Origin of the sequence: Jonesia quinghaiensis DSM 15701 (assembly GCF_000423205.1) — a bacterium.
In the GTDB taxonomy this organism is placed as follows: domain Bacteria; phylum Actinomycetota; class Actinomycetes; order Actinomycetales; family Cellulomonadaceae; genus Jonesia; species Jonesia quinghaiensis.
On the sequence record NZ_AUHN01000006.1, the window covers coordinates 394,286 to 416,031 of the forward strand.

A 21,746-nucleotide genomic window follows, 5' to 3' on the forward strand; every position below is an offset into this window, starting at 1 on the left:
CCATTTGTGTGTCACTCTGCACTGTGCGGAGGCTGTGGTCAGGTGCAGCCTGCCATAACTTTTCCTACCTGCGTGGTTGAGCTTCATTCTGGAGAGGCTGGCACGTTGGGCAAAAGAAAGCTGGGCGTTGCCGCAGTTCAGGGCCGACCATACGGCGTGATATTGGTGTTCCGCACCGGTGACAGGGGCTACCGCGCCGAGCGTGTACATGAATGATCCGGCCGCTTACCGGTTGGATGACTCCTCGGATCATGTGTCCACGGATCGAGGACAGCAGGCGGGGGACATCAACCTGGCTGATCGGCGTTAGAGGATGAATCTTGGCGGTGAAAAGTCCCTCGGCCATAAATATCGTGCCGATGCCACTGACAACACTTTGGTCGAGCAACGTCTCGCCGATAGGTCGCTCTGGGGGTTGTTGGGAGAAATTCTCAAGCCCTTGAAGCCAACCAACGTCGTTGATGCCCTGAATTGTCATTCCGAGGCCGGCATGCGAGCGTCGGGGCGCCAATAGGCGTTGTTCAGAGGTGGCTCGATCAATGAGGGCAGTGGGGACACTGGAGTCGGCCAGAATGTCGGGGCCGAGATGGTCGAGGAGGGGCTGTTCGTCGCGTGTTGCTAAGACATCGAGCATACCGAGCTGGTAGCCCACACAGGTCCACTGTGATGTGCCAAGGACCGCGCGAACTGTGTCGGATTTTCCCTGTGATTCACGGGATCCAGTTGGTGTGACTCGCCATACGCCATCCATGCGCAGGTGTGTCCGTAGGGTTTGCCCATCGGCGCAACGCATCAGCATGTGCTTCGCGTATGCGCCGACTTCTATCACTTCGACTCCTACGAATGCGTTGAGTGGTGCACTGGGCCATCGTAGGTCGCTGCGGGTGAGTACTGCTCCGGCAAGGACGTCGTGAAGTCGGTTGGCTGCGCACAGGACGGTATCACCTTCAGGCATTGTTCCTCCGAGTTCCCCGGTACCTTACGCCACTTGGGGTGCTGGAGAACCCAACGTCGGTAAGTGCTGCAAGGAGTGCTTCTCCAGTGGTGGAGTGAAGGTAGGGGACGGCTTCTTCGCCGTTGATCCGTTGAAGCGTCAGACCAGTCATCCTTCCGTCGTCTACCGCTCGAATGGTGGCGCGCGCAGCCGCGGGAAACAGTGTGCTGTTTGTGGTGCAGGTGATCAGTGCGCGCCCTCCACGGTCAATAAAGAACACGAGCTCACCGTTGATCGTAACGACGTGAGCGCCGGCTCGTCGCGCGAGTCGGACGCCTTGTGGTGTGTCTGGCCAACTGAGCGCCGCTCCGTATGGGTTAGCTGGGTCGACTGCACTGAGAACTAGTGGTTCGCTGAGGTGTCGGTCCACGCTTGTTGCTCGGACGCTGTCGCTGGCACGAAGAGCTTCTACCGCGCCGGGGGCTGCGAACTGGGACCCGCCAAGGTGCTCAATGAAGTACCCGCGGCGCACCTGACCACCGGATTCCATCGTGCTTAATGCCCGGTAGAGGTCTGCAAACCGGTAGTCGAGATCTTCTGTATCTAGGACAGATCGGGTGATGACGCCGTGCCGATCAAGGAGTACGGCTGTCCACGCGGCAAGGTGTTCTTCGGGGCGGGCACTGGGTTGGGGAACACTGGACCAGCGCCCCACCAACGTGGGGTCTGGAATGTTGGCCGTGGTGCGTTGTACGCCGCTGAGTCCGGCGAATCGTGAGGAACTCCGCCTGGTTCGTGGAGCAGCTGTTGAACGAGAGGCAGGTGCGGCCCCAGTGCGCCCCACGAGCGCCCGTAGCGGGGCGAAACTGTCATTGGTGACGTACCCTGCCCACACAAGGTCCCATAGGGCGTTGGCAACGTCAGAGGTCGGCACGTTCAGCAGTCCAATGAGCTGGTGGGCGAAGAATCCACCTGACCCAAGCAACGCATCGTGAATGTCGCGGTGCAAAGTGCTCTTGCCGAACTCTTCATGGTCATGAACCGGCGGCCGTACAGGTAACGTCAGATGCGCGTGAGCCGCCTCGTGGAGAGAAATAACTCCATCACGACCACCACGTAAACCCGCTAACGGGCGATGCCCAACCCACAGTATGTCTCCGCCGACCATGAGCTCGTCCATCATCGTTGGGCGGTACCCACGTACCCGTGCGGGCAGAATGTCAGACTCAATAGTCGAAAAGGGCAACGGGGCGCCAGTGAGTTGTTCTACGGCAACTGCCACTCCGTCAACACCTCGAAGCTGCCCCATCCGGTGCCAAGAGGGCAGGAAAGTGGCGAGACTTGCTGGGGCGACAGGTTCAACTTCAGCACGCAGCGCGGCAAGGGAACGCCGCCGTAGCATCCGCAGAACCTCAGGGTCACAGTATTCTTCGCCGATTCCCCCGAAACGTTCTGGTAAGAGCCTCCCCGTAACAAGGTGCCCACTGGAGACCAAGCGGCGGAGAACATCGCGAACAACTGCCCGCCCCACACCATAACGGTTGGCAACATCCTGATCGGTGAAAGGAACGTGTGTTTTTGCGTAGCGCCGCACAAGGTCTGCAAAAGGGTCCGGTAGCGCTTCGGTGTACGCATCAGGGATACCTGTGGGCAGGGGGACGCCGAGCGCATCACGAAGCCGACCTGCATCTGTGATCGCTGCCCACTGGAGTGGGTAGGTGGATACCCCAGACATCCGCACACTCATGACACGCCGTGACCGCTCTAATTCAGCCAGAGCAGTGTGTACCTCAGCAAGACGAGGATCAGAATCATCGCAGGTGACCGCATCAATATGACTGTTCAACGGTGAACTATCCATGGTGCTGTGTGATTCATGATGCCAACGCGCTGCAAGCGCTTGTGGTGAAGCTGGCCCCCAACGCTGCAGAAAATCCCATAGGTCTTCACCATGGCGCAGTGGCCTTTTCCCAGATATCCCGGCAAGTTCGTGCGCAGTGGTTTCTATTGCGTGGTCATCGAGAAGATCCGCAAGATCACCAGACCCAGACGCCCCAAGAAGTTCTGCGAGGAGTGTCGGATCAAGGGTGAGGGCTGCAGCGCGACGTTCAGCTAGTGGAGCATCGGAATCGTAGATGAACTGCGCTGTGTAGCCAAATAGCAGTGACTGAGCGAAGGGCGACGCTGTTTGTGTCGTGACATCAACAACACGAATCCGCCCGGATTCAATGTCTTTCATGATGTCGCGTAGTGCGGGCACGTCATAGTCGTCTTGCAGACATTCCCTTACTGCCTCTAGCACAATCGGGAAGTCAGGGTAGTTGGAGGCAACAGACAATAACTGTGCTGCGCGTTGACGCTGCTGCCACAGTGGCTGTCTACGGTCAGGACGAGCCCGAGGCAAGAGTAAAGCCCTGCCTGCCGCCTCACGAAACCGGGCACCGAACAATGATGATTCAGCGACGTGCTCCCGCACAATGTTGAATGCAATGTCAGGGTCAATAAACAAATCTTCATAACTCACCCCGACCGCGTGCGCAGGTTGAGAGGCACTTTCATCGGGCAATGCATACGGGTCATCGAGTTGTGGCAGGCGCACAACGATGCCGTCATCAGAGTGCATCGTTGCTGCATCAACACCGAAACGTTCCCTCAAACGAGCGCCCAGGACAAGTGCCCACGGTGCGTGTACCCGCGCGCCAAAAGGCGTGTGAATAACGATGCGCCAGTCACCAAGTTCATCTCGGAAACGCTCAACAATAATGGTGGTGTCTGTGGGGAGTGTCCCGGTGGCTTGCTCTTGGTCGTCTAGGTACTGACGAAGATTAGACATAGCGCGGTCGTCCAAGCCTAGCCAGGCAGGGTCTTGTGGGTTGTGACGGCCGGTACGCATCCATTCCCCCATGGCTAAGCCGAGGGAGTAAGGGCGCCCGAGGGAGTCGCCTTTCCAAAATGGAAGGCGCCCAGGCAAACCTGGAGCAGGACTCACCAACACCCGATCTGGGGTGATCTCTTCTATCCGCCAGGTTGAGGAGCCCAGCGTGAAGACATCACCAACACGTGACTCGTACACCATCTCTTCATCAAGTTCTCCAACCCGTTTCGCCCCACGAAGCCGCACACTCCCTGGACGCTCAGATGGGTTACCTGGAACTTCCTCGTGAGGTTGTTGACCTGATTCGGTTGCTGACGCACCATCAACTAAAAACACCCCGTACAGGCCCCGGTCTGGAATGGTTCCCCCCGAGGTCGCTGCAAGGCGTAGCGCACCAGGCCGCGCACTGAGTACCCCGCTGGCCCGGTCCCAGATGATGCGCGCTCGCAGTTCCCCGAAGTCCTCTGACGGGTAGCGGCCGGAAAGCATGTCAAGAACGGCGGTGAAGGATGCGTCTCCTAGGGCAGTGTAGGGGGCTGCTCTGCGTATGAGCGCCAGCATGTCCTGTGTGGTCCAGTCGTCAACAGCAAGCATCGCCACGATGTGCTGTGCAAGGACGTCGAGGGGGTTCGTTACTTGGTGCAGTGGTTCAAGGATCCCGTGGCGCATCCGGTGCGCGATGAGGGCAGCTGGGACCAAGTCCCCGCGGTGAACAGGGAATATAACCCCGTGTGATACTGCACCAACTTGGTGTCCTGCGCGCCCTACCCGTTGCAGCCCACTTGCTGCTGATGGTGGTGGTCCCACCTGCACCACGAGGTCAATAGACCCCATATCGATTCCCAATTCGAGCGATGAAGTAGCGACCACACTGGGCAGCGAACCATTTTTCAGGTCAGTTTCTGTTTTTGTGCGTTCATTACGGCTCATCGACCCGTGGTGGGCTTTAGCGATGGTGTGGTGTACGTCTGCAGCGGCCCCTGATTGCGCTTGGATGTGGGCGGCGTGGAGTTCGCCGGGGGGTGGTACTTCTTCACCGTGGCGGCGGGCCCAAATTTCGTTCATGCGGGCGGTGAGCCGTTCAGCTCCGCGGCGCGCATTGGTGAAAACCAGTGTGGTGGTGTGATCGGCGACTAGATCAACAATGCGTTCTTCGACGTGAGGCCACACAGATGCTTTTGCTTGGGCGTTTTGGCTCGCGTCGCCCTGGAGCGCGGAATGTGGGAGAGGGCTGTCTGCGGGAGCAGTGATGTCATCGAGGGGGACCTCAACGGAGATATCGAAGCGTTTTGTTGTTGGTGGTTGGACGATGCGTACACTGCGTCCACCCTCAGTGGGGCCACGCCCACCTGCCAGGTAATCGGCCACAGCGGTTACTGGTTCGACAGTTGCCGACAAACCTATTCGCCGCGCTGGGTGGGGGAGCAAGGCGTCGAGTCGTTCAAGGGAAACCGCAAGGTGAGCTCCTCTTTTTGTCCCCGCCACATAGTGGATCTCATCAATGATGACGGTTTCGATGCCGCGGAGCCCTGCGCGTGCAGCGGAGGTGAGCATCAAGAAGAGCGACTCGGGTGTGGTGATGAGAATGTCTGGAGGTTTGGTGGCAAATCGGCGCCGCTCGGCGGCTGGAGTGTCTCCGGTACGGATACCCACTGTCATGTCACGCGGTGTTTTGCCAGCTCGGATTGTTGCTTGCTCGATGCCTCGTAGTGGCGCACGAAGGTTACGTTCGACATCTGCGGCGAGTGCTTTTAGGGGAGAAATATAGAGAACTTTGCACCGTTGGGTTGGGTCATCGACGGGGATGGGAGTGGACGCAATTTGGTCGATTGCCCATAAGAAAGCGGCGAGAGTTTTCCCTGACCCGGTGGGCGCAACAACTACAGTGTGGTTTCCATCAGCGATGGCTTGCCATGCTCCTCGTTGCGCTTGGGTGGGTGCCTCAAATGCTCCAGTGAACCAATCACATGTTGGGGGAGAAAACAGGTCCGCGAGTTGAGGTGCGTCACTGTTGATCGGAGGAAGTGGAGGTGGGGCGGGGGTACTCACATGCTCTATTGTGCGCGTGCCCTATGACATGTGCAGAGCGCATGGGTGGGCATGGCAGGATAGGGGAGTGCGTTTGCGTGATTTTTGGCTTCTTGTTGATGAGGTTTTCGATCCCCGATACGGCCGTACCTTGGTAGCAGACCAGGTTCTGTCGGTTTTGGGCGACCGTACCGCAGCTCAAGCCCTTGACGATGGAGTTGAGCCACGTCATGTGTGGCATGCACTGTGTGATGCGATGGATATTCCCGATGCTCGGCGATGGGGCAAAGACCGCTACCGGCAGGCGCCGCCTCGCCCATAACGTGTGAGAGTTGCCTCGTGAGATCATGACGCGGCAACGACGCATTCGAACAAGTGTTCGTAGTACAGTGGGTTGAGACTGGTTGTCCACATCGAGTTATCGATCTGGTTTTCGTGACCTCTTCCACAGGTTCTCTGTAAGTTCGTGGGGATGTCAGAGGGGATCGATATGCTCGGTGAAACGTTCGTTGCCTCACCTATGTTGAGTGTGATGACATAACATCCTCGAACCTTGGATGAGGTTCACAACGAAGAATGGATTCTCCCACATGGCAGTTTCACCAGACCGCGAGAAGGCACTGGAAGCCGCACTCGGCCAGATCGACCGACAATTCGGTAAAGGCTCGATCATGCGTCTCGGAGATGACAATCGGCAAAAGGTTGAGGTTGTCCCCACAGGGTCAATTGCTTTGGACGTGGCTCTAGGTATAGGTGGACTTCCACGCGGTCGCATCGTTGAGGTGTACGGCCCAGAATCCTCCGGTAAAACAACTGTTGCACTCCATGCTGTTGCCAATGCGCAACGCAATGGCGGCATCGCGGCATTCATCGACGCAGAACACGCCCTTGACCCCGAATATGCCAAGAAGTTGGGTGTCGACACCGATGCGCTTCTTGTGTCACAGCCAGACACCGGTGAACAAGCGCTAGAGATCACCGACATGCTTATTCGGTCCGGTGCTATTGACTTGATCGTCGTTGACTCTGTTGCTGCGCTGGTCCCTAAGGCGGAAATTGAAGGTGAAATGGGAGACTCGCACGTTGGTCTCCAAGCGCGTTTGATGTCTCAGGCTCTGCGGAAAATCACCGGCGCTCTGTCAACGACAGGAACCACGGCGATTTTCATTAACCAGTTGCGTGAGAAAATTGGGGTGTTCTTCGGCTCTCCAGAAACAACCACCGGTGGTAAGGCGTTGAAGTTCTACGCCTCAGTGCGCTTAGACATTCGCCGTATCGAAACCCTCAAAGAAGGATCAGAACCGGTCGGTAACCGCACGCGTGTCAAAGTTGTGAAGAACAAGATGGCTCCTCCATTCAAACAAGCGGAGTTTGACATCCTTTACGGGGTGGGAATCTCACGTGAAGGTGGCCTGATCGACATGGGAGTGGAACACGGATTTGTTCGGAAATCTGGGTCGTGGTTCACCTACGAGGGAGACCAACTTGGCCAAGGGAAGGAAAACGCGCGCAAGTTCCTTCGCGACAATCCTCAACTCGCTGCGGAAATTGAACGCAGGATCAAAGAAAAGTTGGGCATCATTCCTCCCACTGAGTCCCCTGACGATGCTCAAGGCGCACCGGTTGCAACTCCACCAGCAACTCCACCAGTGAAGAAAACGGCAGAGAGCAAGAAAAAGTAGCCTCAAGTGCCCACCGTTGACTATGACGACCTCGATATTCCTGAGGAGTCACGACTACGCGTCGATCCTGATCTAGAACGCGCCCGCTCCGTGGCCTTGCGCATCCTCAGCGCAGGGCCACGCAGTAGAGCGGATTTGACGGAACGGCTGAGAGGCCGTGACATCAACGAGGAGGTCATCTTTGAACTTCTTGAGGGTTTTGAACGCGTTGGGCTCATTGACGATACTGAGTACGCGAAAGCAGTAGCACGTACCCGATTTGCTGAACGCGGGCGCGCGCGTCGTGCGATAGCGCAAGAACTCTCCCGCAAGCAACTCTCTGATGAAGATATTGCTGACGCAGTTTCGCAAATCAGTGATGAAGCAGAGTATTCAACCGCGCTTGAACTAGCCCGTAAACGACTAGCCCGCGACTCATCGGGGGACATCACCGCTCGTAAAAGACGGGTCGCGGGTTATTTGGGGCGTCGTGGATATTCACCCGGTGTGGTCATGTCTTGTATTTCTACGGCACTTGCTGAAGAACAGAACGCCGATTCTCACCGTCACGCTTGACGCGCAACTTTCTGCTTTTCCTCTTTCGTCCGATCTGTATTACGGTTAGATCACGAAGCTCCGACGAGGGCGCTTCAACTTAACCTGACCTGTGAAAAGACAAAGAGACTATGACCTTGAACGAGTCGGGGTTCATTGTCGCGACACTCCTTATTGCTCTGATAGCGCTGCTGCTAGTCATCGCTGCCCGCAGAGACGCACGAGTTGTTCGTGACAATGCCCGCAGAGACGCAGAAAAACTCCTCGCTCACACTGAGCGACGCGACGATGAGTCGCGGCAGCGCGCTCAAGAGCTCACAGATCGAGAAAACAGGCTGGTCGTACAGGAACGATCACTTGCTGACAGCCACCGAGAACTTGCGGAACAACAGGAAACTATCCGCAGGGACCGAGACGAACTAGACCAGCGACTCGCGCAGGAACTCGCACGTATTGCCGAGATGAGCGTTGAGCAAGCAACAGCGGAACTCCGAGATCGTGTGGCCCGGGACAACGAAGCCTATGTCCGCTCGACCTTGCGCGACAGAGAAGTTGTTGTCAAACAACAATCAACCCAAACGTCACAGCGCATTCTCGCTGATGCAATGAGCCGCATCGCCGTTGCTGCAACCTCCCGCCTCACCCAAGAGGCAGTGGAACTGCCGTCAGCAGATTTCCGTGGTCGGATCATCGGAAAAGAAGGCCGTAACATTCGCACCTTTGAAGCGGTGACCGGCGTTGACGTGATTCTTGACGACGATTCCTCCAGTGTCGTGCTGTCTTCCTTTGATGCAGAACGCCGGGATGTTGCGGTGACAGCGATGAAGGAACTCATAGCTGATGGGCGCATCCACCCAGGCCGGATTGAAGAAGTCGTCCACGACGCTCGTGAATCAATGACCCCTCGCACAGTGGCTGCAGGCTATGACGCAGTGAAAGAATCAGGGGTAGGAACACTGTCGCCTGAACTTGTCGCGCAACTGGGGCGCCTGAGATTTCGCACCTCATATTCCCAAAATGTTTTGGACCACTGCGTTGAGACAGCGCTCATTGCAGGGCTGCTCGCTGAGGAATTAGGGGCTGATGGAGCACTGGCCCGTCGCGCTGGACTACTGCACGACATTGGAAAAATTCTCACTCCTGCACAGCAAGGATCACACGCTCGCTTAGGTGCTCAGCTCGTTCTTGAGCTTGGTGAGAGTGAAGACGTTGCACACTGCGTCCGCGCGCACCATGGTGAAGAGGATTTCCGAAGCGTGGAAGCAGTCCTGGTTCAGATTGCGGACTCCATTTCTGCAGCCCGTCCCGGCGCTCGTCGAGATGATGTGACAAGTTACGTAGAACGTATCACCCAGTTAGAAGCGCTCGTGGCGCAACGAACAGGTGTGAATCAGGTATACGCAGTATCGTCAGGGCACGAAATGCGTGTGATTGTTGATCCAGGAGCAATTGACGACGAAGACCTACCCACGCTTGCCCAAGAGATCGCTAGTCAGGTGCAACAACACACCACCTTTCCCGGTGAGGTTGTCATCACGGTGATCCGAGAAACGCGTTCTTCGTCGCGGGCTGGATAGTTCCTCGCAGGTGCTCGCCCCGAAAGGCCCATCGCGCCGTTGGGAGCAACGGGCAATGTGAGCGATAACTCGTCGCATTATCATGCGTGGAATTCGCCGCAGCGCGTATCAACCACCTATTCTGACAATCAGACCTAACCCCTCTAACGCTGAGAGCACTTCCACTGTGAGCATCGACCACTTCACTGCCGAACACCGCGACCAAGCATCTGCACGGACCTATACGGTTCGTACACTGGGCTGCCAAATGAATGTTCACGATTCGGAGCACATGGCCGGCATGCTTGAGGATGCGGGGTACGTGAAAGCTCCCGCCGACCAAGAAGCCGCTGGGGTGGCTGACATCGTCGTGATCAACACATGCGCAGTGCGGGAAAATGCTTCAAACAAGCTTTACGGCCAGTTGGGGCAGCTTGCGTCAGTGAAGCGCGCCCGCCCAGGAATGCAGATCGCGGTCGGCGGATGCTTGGCGCAAAAAGACCGTGGAGTCATTGTCGAAAAAGCGCCTTGGGTCGACGTGGTCTTTGGTACGCACAATCTTGATGCGCTGCCTGTATTACTAGAACGTGCACGCCACAATGAAGACGCCCAAGTTGAAATTGCGGAGTCTTTGCAAGTATTCCCCTCCACACTTCCCACTAAACGTGAGTCGGTATACGCCGGGTGGGTGTCGATTTCTGTGGGATGCAACAACACCTGCACCTTCTGCATCGTGCCTCATCTTCGTGGCAAAGAACGTGACCGTCGGCCAGGTCAAATCCTCGCTGAAGTTCAAGCGCTTGTTGACGCCGGTGCAGTAGAGGTGACGCTACTTGGCCAAAACGTCAACAGTTACGGTGTGGAGTTTGGTGACCGTGGCGCGTTTGCCAAACTACTGCGAGCATGCGGAGAAATTGAAGGGCTTGAGCGTGTTCGATTCACGTCTCCTCACCCCGCGGCCTTCACTGACGATGTCATTGAAGCGATGGCGCAAACCCCGAATGTTATGCCTTCCCTGCACATGCCATTGCAGTCCGGTTCTGATCGGATACTACGGGCGATGCGCCGTTCCTACAGGTCAGCTAAGTTCCTGGGAATCCTTGACCGAGTGCGCGAACTCATGCCAGACGCAGCCATCACCACAGACATCATTGTGGGGTTCCCTGGAGAAACGGAAGAGGACTTCCAAGAAACAATGCGAGTTGTTGAAGAGTCACGGTTCAGTTCAGCCTATACTTTCCAATATTCTCCGCGCCCAGGAACAGTGGCTGCCGATCTTCCTGATCAGTTGCCAAAAGAGGTCGTGCAAGAACGCTACGTTCGCTTGCTCGCTTTGCAAGAAAAGGTCAGTGCTGAAGAAGCCCAACGTTGTGTGGGACGCACAGTGGAAGTGCTTGTTGCAGAAAGTGACGGGCGTAAAGATGACCACACACAACGATTGACCGGCAGGGCACAGGATAACCGTCTCGTGCACTTTGCATTACCCGAGTCAGTGGGAGACGTCAGTGCAGCGGTCGTTGATTCATCAGACCCGCGACTCCTTGATGAGGTGCCAACAGACCTCCCGCGCCCCGGCGACATGGTGAGCGTGGATGTTACTCGTGGTGCTCCGTTTTATCTGGTTGCAGATTCAGCAACACAACCTACGGGTACGTACGCTGTGCGTCGCACTCGCGCCGGTGACGCCTGGGCGAAACGTGAGAAAACCCGATTGGGAATTATTGCAGAAGAGCACAGTCATGGTGGGGGAGCAGCCACGGCGCCAGGCGGCGGCGTCATGCTGGGAATGCCGACGCTGCGAGGGTAGTGCGCCTCTCTACCGGTCTGTGTCTTCAGGGTTTTCGGGGTGCACAACCAGTTCTATGGTGTGATGAAACTGCGCGGCTGTTTGGAGAGAAGTCTCAACAAAGTAGGTGAGTTGTTCACCGGTGGCGCCATCTGAGAAGTCGTGGGTGGTCTCGGTGTATGCCGCGTATGCTTCAGGTGATTCAGCTCGCAAAAACGCTTTGGGCCACAAACGATCACGGTTCCAGTCGTTGACAGCCTGCCCAGCCAGAGCTAAACCGTTCTCTCCAATGCCTCGGTGCCAACGGGACCGAATTTGGAGAAACTCGCTATCAGCGCCTAAGAAGAGAAACCACACCATATTGCCATCCCACACACCATAAATATCTCCATCAACATCGCGGGAGTATTTGTAATGTGCAGCTGTCAGGACTGCTTCTAGGCGTTCTCGAGTGACAGGGGTAGGGGGCACAGGTAATTCTTGAGTTCCCGCCTGCTGTGCAGAGGCTGGGGAGAAAAAGCTGCGAAGAGTGTGAAGAATCGTCATCGGCGTGCCATTGCGGTGTCGGGTATGTAGCGATCAAGTTCATCGAACAGTTGTGCCGTGGTGTGTAGGCCACAGGCGATGGTTGTCCCTAGCTGAGCTGCTGTGGCACCATGCTCAAAATCGTGGGTGACTTCGCCGTATACCTGGACGATGCCATCATCGCGCACGCGATAGTAGGCTTTTGGCCAGATTTTCGTGGTGTTCCAGTCATTGCAGAAAACTCTGATTTGTTCAGCGCGCTCAATAGTTGCTTGGCGATTCCAGCGGCCACGAACCTGTAATACCTCATTGGACTGACCAAAAGTCAGCATGTAAAAGATGCGCGAATCCTGAATCGCTCCGACATCACCGTCGGAATCAATGAAGTGTGGCATGTTTTGTTGAGTTAACCACTCAACGATGCGGTCCCGTGATAGCGGTGTGGGAATCTCAGGCTGGGTTGGATCAGTGACGCCCGCCCGATGGCTCTCGTTCGGTAGGCGCCGGGTTATTTCCCGTCGCGCTGAGTGAGTAATCCGGGAACGCAAGGTGCGCCAATCGATGCTGCCCATAGACCAAGGGTACCCGGTGATCGGTGTTACGCCGTCACTGTATGGTGCGTGGAGCCACCAGTGCTACGGTGTTCCACGTGATAGGTGACATCATCAGCATTGACGTGCCCCCACTACTTCTTCCCGGTGTGGGTGGGACGCGTGACCCACTGCGTGAGTACCGAGCAGCGGTCGTGAAACAGCTCCTCGAGGTGACAGCAGATAAACATGTGCTTCTCATCGCAGAGCCCCCTTTAGTCGGTATCCGTCCCGCACCAACGGTAGCGGCGCCTTCAGAGCACCTGCAGTGGGCGGATCAGCACGCTTTCCTCAACGCGCCATGGCATGCGCTGTACGGAACCCTTGGTATGGACCTCGCATCGCCGGCGTTGACCGATGCTGCGGCGCATCTGCCACCTGCTGATAGCGCACGTCTTAGTGAAGGTCTCGAGCTGCCACGTTCTTTAGGTTCAGAGATACTTCGTTTTCTTCTCGCGACAGCCTTTACGCAGAACCAGTTACTCAATGTCCAAGACGCTACGGGTGTGCCGTCGTTCGCTGCAACAGTGTCGACGAGCATCGGGCCGCCCCGCGAAGGCTCGAGTCTGCCATCGCCGCTTGTTGTTCTCATCGCGCGACACACACTCAGCGCGCACGCTGATGGCCTAGCCCCAAGCACAGAACACTACGAACACGACATCCACGATTGGTTGTCCACGCTAGATAAGAAAGCTTGGCGTATCACAACGATGACCGCGCCGTTACCTGCAGGGTTAGCTCATGTCTAAGCAACCAGAGGTCACAGGAGAATCTCCGCTGCCATTGATCGTGATTGTTGGGCCAACAGCCACGGGAAAGTCAGACCTGGCGGTGTCTGTTGCACAAGCGCTTGGCGGCCCAGAGCACGCGGAAATCATCAACGCCGATGCTTATCAGCTCTATGCTGGAATGGATATTGGGACGGCAAAGATCACGTCGGAGGAACAACGTGGGATTCGCCATCACCTCCTTGACATCCTCGACATCAGCGAAGACACCAGCGTTGCCCACTACCAAACGCTTGCTTACCAAGCGATGGCAGATATTAATAGCCGTGGGCGCAGAGCCATCTTGGTGGGAGGTTCAGGCCTCTACATTCGAGCCGCCACCGATGATATGCAATTCCCAGGCACAGACCCAGCTGTGCGCACTGCGTTGGAAGATGAAGAACGCCTTCATGGCACAGCGCCCCTCGCTCAGCGGCTCAGTGAGCTTGACCCCGATGCAGCCGAACGCATCGGTCCGCATAACACCCGGAGAATCATCCGAGCCCTTGAAGTGATCACTCTGACGGGCAAACCGTTTACGGCTTTCCTTCCCCGTGCCACAGCAGTCCGCCCTACGGTGACTCTTGGGTTGGACTGCCACCGAGAAACACTCGATCAACGCATCACGCTCCGAAGCGACACGATGCGCGAACGCGGGTTAGTCCAAGAGGTTGCCACACTGGCAGAGCGCGGTTTCGGTCGCACCGCATCACGTGCAGTGGGATACGCAGAGATTCTGCGCCACCTCGCCGGGGAGATCACTCAGGATCAAGCTTTCACTGACATCGTGACAAACACCAGACGACTCACTCGCAAACAAATGGGATGGTTTGGCCGAGACTCCCGCACCACATGGTGTAACGCCCTCTCGCCAACACTCCTTGATGATGCACTAGCTGCGATTACTGCCGCAGACCACGGAGCGATCACCCCTCACGACTCCACTCAAACGCGGCGTAGTCTGGGATCATGACTGTTTTGGCGTTTACCAAAGGGCACGGAACCCGCAACGATTTTGTCTTGCTAGACGACCGTGACAACAAGCTCACGCTCACAGCTGACGACGTTGTAGCGCTCACCGACCGTCGCGCTGGAATCGGTGCAGACGGTGTGATCCGTTTAGTGGCCGCCCAAGACAGTGCTGAGGTTGCTGAACTCGTCACACAAGACCCACAAGTGACCTGGTTCATGGACTACCGGAACGCTGATGGGTCCATTGCGGCCATGTGTGGAAACGGTGTCCGAGTGTTCGCAGCTTTTCTCGAAGACCTTGGATTAGTGGAATTCACTGACCACACGCCATACCCCATTGCTACTCGGGCTGGAATCCGGACCATCACCAAACACGGTGACTGGTATCAGGTGGGAATGGGGCCAGGGCGACTCATTTTCCCTGAGGCTGAACACAATGCACTTCGTGATTCCACCGTCTCCTTAGGGGGTCTTTCGGTCTCAGATGTGGAGCACCAGGAAGTTGCTGCGCGCCCTGCTCTCAGTATTTCCATGGGCAACCCCCACACGGTTGTTGCGTTGCCCACACTCGATGACCTTGAAGCGCTTGATCTCACCGTCACACCAATTGTTGACCCGACCCCACCACACGGAACAAACGTCGAATTTGTTGTCCCGCTCGGTGTTGGGTTGGATGATCAAGGAAACCACACGGGCACATTGGCTATGCGAGTGCACGAACGAGGTGTGGGGGAAACCCAATCGTGTGGAACTGGCGCATGCGCAGCTGCAGTTGCAGTCCATCGGTGGGGAGGCACAGACGCCCCAACAACCTGGAACGTTAACGTTCCAGGAGGGCGCGTCCGGGTAACAATCACTCCCGAAGAAGTGTTCCTTGCCGGACCAGCTGTCCTCATTGGGCATGGCACGGTCGACACCGACCAGCTCGGGCGTTAGTTTCGTACTTAGCGGGGAATTACGACCCCGAGGAGCGCACCGTTCGCAATACCCGGAACCCCTTGGCGCTACCGACTTTCGATGTGTGCAACAATCCAGAGTTCCCCTGTGACGGACCCTGGTCAGAGTTCAACCACGCAACCAACGAGTCGGCACCCAGATTCTTCTGAACCACCATGAAAGCATCACCGTCAACTTCTAAACGCCCCAACCACAGCGTCAAAAGATCATGCAGAGCTGGTTTACCAATCCTGATAGGAGGATTAGACCAGATCTGCTTGAACCGCTGCTCACTGGGAATATCGCTCGCCAAAACAGCGTTCACATTGGACAAACCCAATGTCTTTGCGTTGTGGGCCGTTAACTCAACGCTACGCGGATTGACATCGACTGCCCACACACGGGCTTCAGGATTCATCATGGCCATCGTGAGAGCGATGGGCCCCCAGCCACACCCAACATCCACGACGTCACCCTCTGGCGGAGCCACCATTTTGCGCAGTAGCACCGCGGTACCTGTATCAACATGACCAGGTGAGAAAACACCAGATGACGTCACCACATCAACATGACGACCAGCGAGCGTCACCGAAATCGTTCGCCGCTTGTCTTCACTCTCAGGAGCAGCATCAAAATATTGTCCGGTCTTAGGCTGTGCCATATCCTCACTCACCACAACAGACTAACGGCTTCACGCTCAGCAAAACACCACCACAGGCCGGTATAACAGGTCACCTGACATCAAAAATGGGATGCCACAGCCGCTCAGACATGTCACGATAGGCACACCATCACGCGGCGCCGCCTGCCCACAACGGCGTAGAATGACAGAACCACAACAGATTTGAGGAATGCATGCAAGAACAATCATCCCCACACAGCTCGCAGGAACACGACAACGACGTCTGGGCCGGGGATGCGCGCAGTGACAGAGACATCGCCGGAGATGTCGTTCAGCGCATTCTTGCTCGCGCAGGAACCGCCCTGCAAGAAGGCGGAACATCACACAGCCAGTTCGACGGAGACCAACTTGACCTCGCCGAGCGTAGCGCTCTACGACGAGTCGCTGGCTTGTCCACAGAACTCGAAGACGTCACTGAAGTCGAATATCGGCAACTACGTCTTGAAAAGGTTGTGCTAGTCGGGTTGTACACCCGAGGGACAACCCAAGAAGCTGAAGTGTCGATGCGTGAGCTAGCGGCGCTCGCAGAAACCGCCGGATCAGAGGTGCTTGACGGCCTCCTGCAACGGCGTGGTAACCCAGACCCCGGAACATACCTAGGGTCGGGTAAGGCTGCGGAACTGCATGACATCGTCCGTTCAGTTGGTGCGGACACCGTCATCATTGATGGAGAACTAGGCCCCTCGCAACGCCGCGGGCTCGAAGACATCATCAAGGTGAAGGTAGTTGACCGTACAGCGCTGATCTTGGATATTTTTGCCCAACACGCAAAGTCTCGCGAAGGTAAAGCACAGGTAGAACTGGCCCAGTTGGAATACCTCCTGCCGCGACTGCGTGGTTGGGGTGAATCCATGTCCCGCCAAGCTGGTGGGCAGGTTGGTTCAGCGGGCGCTGGAATGGGTAGCCGCGGTCCCGGTGAAACAAAAATCGAGTTAGACCGCCGACGCATTCGTACGCGTGTGGCAAAACTTCGCCGCGAAATCGCCGCGATGAAACCAGCGCGTGATGCGAAACGTTCATCACGGCACCGTAATGACATCCCCTCGGTGGCAATCGTTGGATACACCAACGCTGGGAAGTCATCACTCCTCAATGCGTTGACAGGTGCGGGGGTACTAGTGCAAAACGCGCTCTTCGCTACTCTCGACCCCACAGTGCGACGCACTAAAACGCCTGACGGTCGGGTATACACCCTGGCAGATACCGTAGGTTTTGTGCGTAACTTACCGCACCAACTCATCGAAGCATTCCGTTCCACCCTCGAGGAAGCCGGCGACAGCGACCTCATTTTGCACGTCGTTGATGGTGCTCACCCAGACCCCGCCAGCCAAATCGCTGCGGTCCGGGCAGTGCTCTCTGACATCGAAGGCATCAATGACATTCCTGAAATAATTGTTGTCAATAAGTCAGATATCGCGGACCCCGAGCAGATCGCACACATTCGTGCCACTGAGCGCTCTGTTTTCGCCGTATCAGCGCACACGGGCGAGGGCATCGACGGGTTACTTGACTTCATCGCGGCATCGTTACCAACGCCTGGCATCGACATTGATCTCATCCTTCCCTACTCCCGAGGTGATCTCTTGTCGCGCATGCACAGCGAGGGAGAGATCGACACCCTAGAGCACCACGAAAGCGGCACCCACATAGTTGGCCGCGCGCGAGAGGAACTCGCAAGCGAACTCCACGGGGCTGCTGTTTCGTCGTAGAGACTGCGTAACGCAGGACACTGTGGACAGGCGGACGTGAGGCACCACCAGCCACTACCATGGCTGTGTGCCCCACGAACCAACACCGTCAGACACCACGGTCTCCCTGCTCCAACACGCTGTCGAGGCACTCGGGGGCAAACCGCGTAGCGGCCAACAAGACATGGCCGCTTCCGTGGCGCAAGCGATGGACAACGGGAATCCACTGATCGTTCAAGCAGGGACAGGGACAGGAAAATCACTGGCCTACCTTGTCCCAGCTGTTCATCATGCAACGCTCACCAACGAGCGGGTCATCGTAGCAACCGCAACACTCGCTTTGCAGCGCCAAATCATTACCCGCGATCTTCCACTGATCACCAAAGCGCTCGCTGGTGAACTACCTCGCCCACCCCACATGGCGCTACTGAAAGGGTGGGGAAACTACGTATGCCTCCATAAAGCCCAAGGCGGCTACCCACCAGAGGAAAATACGTTGTTTGGCTCGCAACCTTCACCACCAACTGGTGCTGCGGCTAGCAGCGACCACCCCGACACAGCAGGCCCAGAATCACTGGCGGATCAGATGCGCCGCATCGTTGCGTGGGCCTATGACACTGAAACCGGGGACCGCGATGACCTAACACCTGGGGTCAGTGACCGGGCGTGGCGTTCAATGTCCGTGGACCGCCTTGAATGCATAGGATCGTCGTGCCCACTGATCGACGAGTGTTTTCCAGACAACGCGAGAAAAACGGCGTTCGAAGCAGACATCGTTGTCACCAACCACACCATGCTGGGCATCGCCGCCTCTGGATCCTCCGGGGTCCTGCCAGAACATGAAGTTCTCGTTGTTGACGAAGCGCACGAACTCACTGACCGCGTGACGTCAGCAGCAACCGTCGAACTCTCACCCGTGGGCATCGACCGCGCGGCACGCCTCGCCCGGCGAGGAGGCGGTCGTATGACGAGCCAACTCGACTACGCTGGCGAGCAACTAGCGCTCGCGCTCAGTGACACGACTGAGCGAACTTTCACAAACGGGCTACCTGAAGATCTCCACGACGCTGTCAGTGCTGTCCGTGACGCGGCCCGCCAACTCGTCACCGAACTTAAACCCGATCGAAAGGACGATCAAGGAGACACCGGGTTGAAGCAAGCTCAAGCGGCGATGCTCGCGGTTTTTGAAATCGCCGAACGAATGGCTGCTGAAGACACCACCGCCGACGTTTTATGGTGCGCACGGCCCCGAAATGGTGAAGAAGTTGGCGCCCCGCGCCTGTATGCGGCGCCGCTGTCTGTCTCGGGGCTGCTGGCAACAGCCCTGTGGCAGGAAAAAACCCCTATTTTGACTTCTGCGACATTGGCCATAGGCGGTAACTTTGACTCCGCAGCAAAATCCGTAGGCCTCGCAGGTGCTACAGGATTAGATACCCTCGACGTTGGTAGCCCCTTCGACTACCCGCGACAAGGCATTCTGTACATTGCCAAGGACCTACCAGTCCCTGGCCAAAGCCCCACAACAGAGAGTCAACTCGACCGTATCGAGCAACTTATTTCAGCGGCGCGTGGCCGAACACTGGCCTTGTTTTCCTCGCGGAAAGCTGCAGAACTTGCTGCTATTGCACTGCGCAAACGTGTTGACTTCCCAATACTTTTGCAAGGCGACGATCAGCTGCCCACCTTAGTGCGACAATTCTCCGAAGCCCCAGAAACCTGCTTGTTCGGCACACTGTCGTTATGGCAAGGCGTGGATGTTCCAGGGGACGCATGTCAGCTGGTCATTATTGACCGTATTCCCTTCCCACGTCCCGATGACCCTGTACGGTCAGCGCGCACCAAAGTTGTGACCGACAATGGTGGTAGTGGTTTCATGACAGTCGCAGCTCACCACGCAGCGTTGCTGTTGGCACAAGGGGCTGGGCGCCTCATCCGCTCTGTCAATGACCGTGGAGTTGTCGCTGTGCTTGACCCACGTCTGGCAACTGCGCGCTATGGCAGTTACCTCACGTCAGCACTCCCGCCTCTATGGCCCACAACAAACACCAACACCGCAGTAGCTGCGCTGACGCGACTAACTGAACCAAAAACGACGTAACCCGGTACAGTGTTGACCAGCACCAACGACGCGAGGAGCAATTCATGTACTTCGAGCCACAAACCCCCAATGCATCGCCTGAGGTCCGACCAACTCGCCGAACGTCCAAGGTCGCGATTGTTGGAGCAGGCGCAGTGGGCGCAACCATGGCGTACGCAGCACTCATGCGAGGATCGGCGCGCACGGTTGCCCTGTACGACATCAACGCAGCCAAGGTGCAAGCGGAAGTACTGGATTTGTCTCACGGGATTCAGTTCATGCCCATGGCGCAGGTGATTGGTTCAGACGACGTTGAAGTGTGCCGAGACGCCGACATCATCATGGTGACAGCCGGGGCAAAACAAAAGCCAGGGCAAACCCGAATTGACCTTGCGGCAGCCACCATATCCCTCGTGAAGAAGATTTTGCCACAGTTGCAAGAGGTCGCCCCCAACGCGGTCTACGTGATGGTGACTAACCCGGTTGATGTTGTAACTTATGCGGCGTTGAAAGTTTCCGGACTTCCCCAAGAGCAGCTCTTCGGTTCCGGTACGGTTCTTGACTCATCGCGGTTGCGCTACGTCTTAGCTCGTGAATGTGCCGTAGCTGTGCAAAACGTCCACGCCTACATGGTGGGGGAGCACGGTGATTCGGAGTTCCCGTTGTGGAGTTCCGCAACTATCGGCGGTGTACCGTTGCTCGATTGGCCTGGGGTGGATGGGCGGAGCCCGCTGTCAGCCCAGCGCCGCGAAGACGTAGCGGAAGAGGTCGTGAAATCCGCTTACCGAATCATCGAAGGAAAAGGTGCAACGAACTACGCTGTTGCGCTTGCTGGTTCACGGATCATTGAAGCGGTACTCAATGATGAGCACCGTGTGTTGCCTGTCTCTACCCAACTCAATGACTACTACGGGATCTCAGATGTTTGTTTATCTGTCCCATCAATCGTTGGACGCAGTGGGTGCACAGACCGTCTCCTTGTGCCAATGTCCGATGATGAAATAGCGCAATTGCGTGCCTCTGGCCAGTCCCTGCGGGACGTGGCGCGACAATTTGGTTTCTAGGATAGTTCGCCACATTGAGTGAGGGTCTGGTGTGGAGAGAAGAAACTTCTCTCCACACCAGACCCTCTGGTCGTGTTATCTGCCAGTGGTGACTACACAGATCTCAGCACGGACACTACTTTTCCGAGAATCTCTGCGTCGTCGCCGAGGATCGGTTCGTACTGCGGGTTATGGGGCATCAGCCATCGGTGACCGCCCTTATTCTTCAGGGTTTTCACTGTAGCTTCGCCGTCAATCATTGCGGCAACAATTTCACCATTTTCGGCAACGTTTTGACGCCGAACAACGACCCAGTCACCGTCGCAGATCGCGGCGTCAATCATTGAATCCCCGCGAACTTCCAACATGTACACATCACCATCTCCTACGAGTTGGCGGGGCAGCTCGAAGACTGCTTCGATGTCTTGCTCTGCCAGGATGGGAGAACCAGCAGCGATCCGTCCAACGAGCGGAACTTGGCGAAGGTGCGTCGAGGTAGATTCCTTCGTTTCCTTGCGCTTCGCTGTGCGACCCGTTGCGCCGCTACGTGATGACGGCGCTCGGGTAAGTGAGGTAGCCCCAGCTGTGTCGCTAGAAGTTGTTTGCATATCGGAATGTTGGGTGACCACCTCAATAGCGCGTGGTCGGTGTGGATCCCGGCGGAGGTATCCACGCTCCTCTAAAACTTTGAGCTGGTGTTTTACGCTCGATGGGCTGGTGAGCCCGACAGCATGCCCAATCTCTCGCATACTCGGCGGATATCCGCGATCAGCGAGGCTATGAGAAATAAAATCGAGGACAGCTGCTTGGCGCGGTGTCAGGGGTGTGGCCTGCACTGACGTGCCGGCTGTGGCGACCTTGGGCATTGTGATCTCCATGTCGTGGGTGGTCAGTATGCGGCGCAGACACGCGCACGATGTCACAGGCTGCTGCTCAAATGTGTTGTGGTACTAACACTAGGGCAGAACAGGTGATTTTCAAACATATGTTCGAGCGACACGGCGAGAATCTGTTCCCTGTGTGTAAGAATGTTCGTACACTTGTTCTAACGAACGTATGTTCGAATCCGGT

General features: G+C 56.7%; 17 protein-coding genes. 11 read left to right on the forward strand and 6 right to left on the reverse strand.

Annotated features, from left to right (window positions below):
* Positions 1-64: 64 nt before the first annotated feature.
* Positions 65-955, reverse strand: coding sequence for a DNA-formamidopyrimidine glycosylase family protein (locus tag G538_RS15645; protein ID WP_035833556.1), 891 nt, complete (start codon positions 953-955; stop codon positions 65-67).
* Complete coding sequence (locus G538_RS0107345; RefSeq protein ID WP_245566815.1) at positions 948-5,858, reverse strand: DEAD/DEAH box helicase; 4,911 nt, start codon at positions 5,856-5,858, stop codon at positions 948-950. The genes G538_RS15645 and G538_RS0107345 overlap by 8 nt, the downstream gene beginning before the upstream one ends.
* Positions 5,859-5,925: 67 nt before the next feature.
* On the opposite strand from G538_RS0107345, the gene G538_RS0107350 reads away from it, so the two are divergent.
* The 5 genes from G538_RS0107350 to miaB all read left to right on the forward strand — a co-directional run bounded on the left by G538_RS0107350 (position 5,926) and on the right by miaB (position 11,416).
* Complete coding sequence (locus tag G538_RS0107350) at positions 5,926-6,159, forward strand: DUF3046 domain-containing protein (protein WP_029068811.1); 234 nt, start codon at positions 5,926-5,928, stop codon at positions 6,157-6,159.
* 268 nt (positions 6,160-6,427) lie between these two features.
* Positions 6,428-7,519, forward strand: a complete 1,092-nt coding sequence (gene recA / locus G538_RS0107355) for a recombinase RecA (RefSeq protein ID WP_029068812.1) — start codon at positions 6,428-6,430, stop codon at positions 7,517-7,519.
* A gap of 6 nt (positions 7,520-7,525) precedes the next feature.
* Positions 7,526-8,074, forward strand: coding sequence for a regulatory protein RecX (locus G538_RS15650; protein WP_051196695.1), 549 nt, complete (start codon positions 7,526-7,528; stop codon positions 8,072-8,074).
* A gap of 110 nt (positions 8,075-8,184) precedes the next feature.
* Positions 8,185-9,630 carry a ribonuclease Y gene (rny, locus tag G538_RS0107365; RefSeq protein ID WP_029068813.1) on the forward strand — a complete coding sequence of 482 codons (1,446 nt, stop codon included), beginning with the start codon at positions 8,185-8,187 and terminating at the stop codon, positions 9,628-9,630.
* Positions 9,631-9,877: 247 nt separating this feature from the next.
* Positions 9,878-11,416 (forward strand): tRNA (N6-isopentenyl adenosine(37)-C2)-methylthiotransferase MiaB, encoded by a 1,539-nt coding sequence (gene miaB, locus G538_RS15655; protein ID WP_425402185.1) that lies wholly within the window; start codon positions 9,878-9,880, stop codon positions 11,414-11,416.
* Between the two features lie 9 nt (positions 11,417-11,425).
* Here miaB and G538_RS15660 read toward each other — a convergent pair whose 3' ends face one another.
* Both G538_RS15660 and G538_RS15665 read right to left on the reverse strand, forming a co-directional pair.
* Positions 11,426-11,941 carry a YbjN domain-containing protein gene (locus tag G538_RS15660; protein ID WP_051196697.1) on the reverse strand — a complete coding sequence of 172 codons (516 nt, stop codon included), beginning with the start codon at positions 11,939-11,941 and terminating at the stop codon, positions 11,426-11,428.
* A complete protein-coding gene (locus G538_RS15665) occupies positions 11,938-12,492 on the reverse strand; it encodes a YbjN domain-containing protein (RefSeq protein WP_035833560.1) in 555 nt (184 codons plus the stop codon). The genes G538_RS15660 and G538_RS15665 overlap by 4 nt, the downstream gene beginning before the upstream one ends.
* Before the next feature lie 77 nt (positions 12,493-12,569).
* Between G538_RS15665 and G538_RS0107385 the strand changes: the two genes are divergently transcribed.
* Genes G538_RS0107385 through dapF form a run of 3 tightly spaced genes read left to right on the forward strand, consistent with a single transcriptional unit; the run spans position 12,570 to position 15,185 of the window.
* Complete coding sequence (locus G538_RS0107385) at positions 12,570-13,259, forward strand: hypothetical protein (protein ID WP_157544350.1); 690 nt, start codon at positions 12,570-12,572, stop codon at positions 13,257-13,259.
* Positions 13,252-14,250, forward strand: a complete 999-nt coding sequence (gene miaA, locus G538_RS0107390; protein ID WP_051196699.1) for a tRNA (adenosine(37)-N6)-dimethylallyltransferase MiaA — start codon at positions 13,252-13,254, stop codon at positions 14,248-14,250. Before G538_RS0107385 ends, miaA begins: the two co-directional genes overlap by 8 nt.
* Positions 14,247-15,185 (forward strand): diaminopimelate epimerase, encoded by a 939-nt coding sequence (gene dapF, locus G538_RS0107395; RefSeq protein WP_029068816.1) that lies wholly within the window; start codon positions 14,247-14,249, stop codon positions 15,183-15,185. The genes miaA and dapF overlap by 4 nt, the downstream gene beginning before the upstream one ends.
* A 19-nt stretch (positions 15,186-15,204) precedes the next feature.
* Here the strand turns inward: dapF and G538_RS0107400 are convergent, their stop codons facing one another.
* Positions 15,205-15,858 (reverse strand): class I SAM-dependent methyltransferase, encoded by a 654-nt coding sequence (locus tag G538_RS0107400; protein WP_342664644.1) that lies wholly within the window; start codon positions 15,856-15,858, stop codon positions 15,205-15,207.
* A gap of 182 nt (positions 15,859-16,040) precedes the next feature.
* Between G538_RS0107400 and hflX the strand changes: the two genes are divergently transcribed.
* The 3 genes from hflX (at position 16,041) to G538_RS0107415 (ending at position 20,696) form a co-directional block, all read left to right on the forward strand.
* The gene (hflX, locus tag G538_RS0107405; RefSeq protein ID WP_029068818.1) at positions 16,041-17,576 is read left to right on the forward strand and encodes a GTPase HflX; all 1,536 of its coding nucleotides are present in this window, start codon (positions 16,041-16,043) and stop codon (positions 17,574-17,576) included.
* 67 nt (positions 17,577-17,643) lie between these two features.
* Entirely contained in the window at positions 17,644-19,653 is a 2,010-nt protein-coding gene (locus G538_RS0107410) for an ATP-dependent DNA helicase (RefSeq protein WP_029068819.1), read from the forward strand.
* A gap of 44 nt (positions 19,654-19,697) precedes the next feature.
* The gene (locus G538_RS0107415; protein WP_029068820.1) at positions 19,698-20,696 is read left to right on the forward strand and encodes an L-lactate dehydrogenase; all 999 of its coding nucleotides are present in this window, start codon (positions 19,698-19,700) and stop codon (positions 20,694-20,696) included.
* A 92-nt stretch (positions 20,697-20,788) separates the two neighbouring features.
* Here G538_RS0107415 and lexA read toward each other — a convergent pair whose 3' ends face one another.
* Positions 20,789-21,541, reverse strand: a complete 753-nt coding sequence (gene lexA, locus G538_RS0107420) for a transcriptional repressor LexA (RefSeq protein WP_029068821.1) — start codon at positions 21,539-21,541, stop codon at positions 20,789-20,791.
* Positions 21,542-21,746 lie beyond the last annotated feature (205 nt).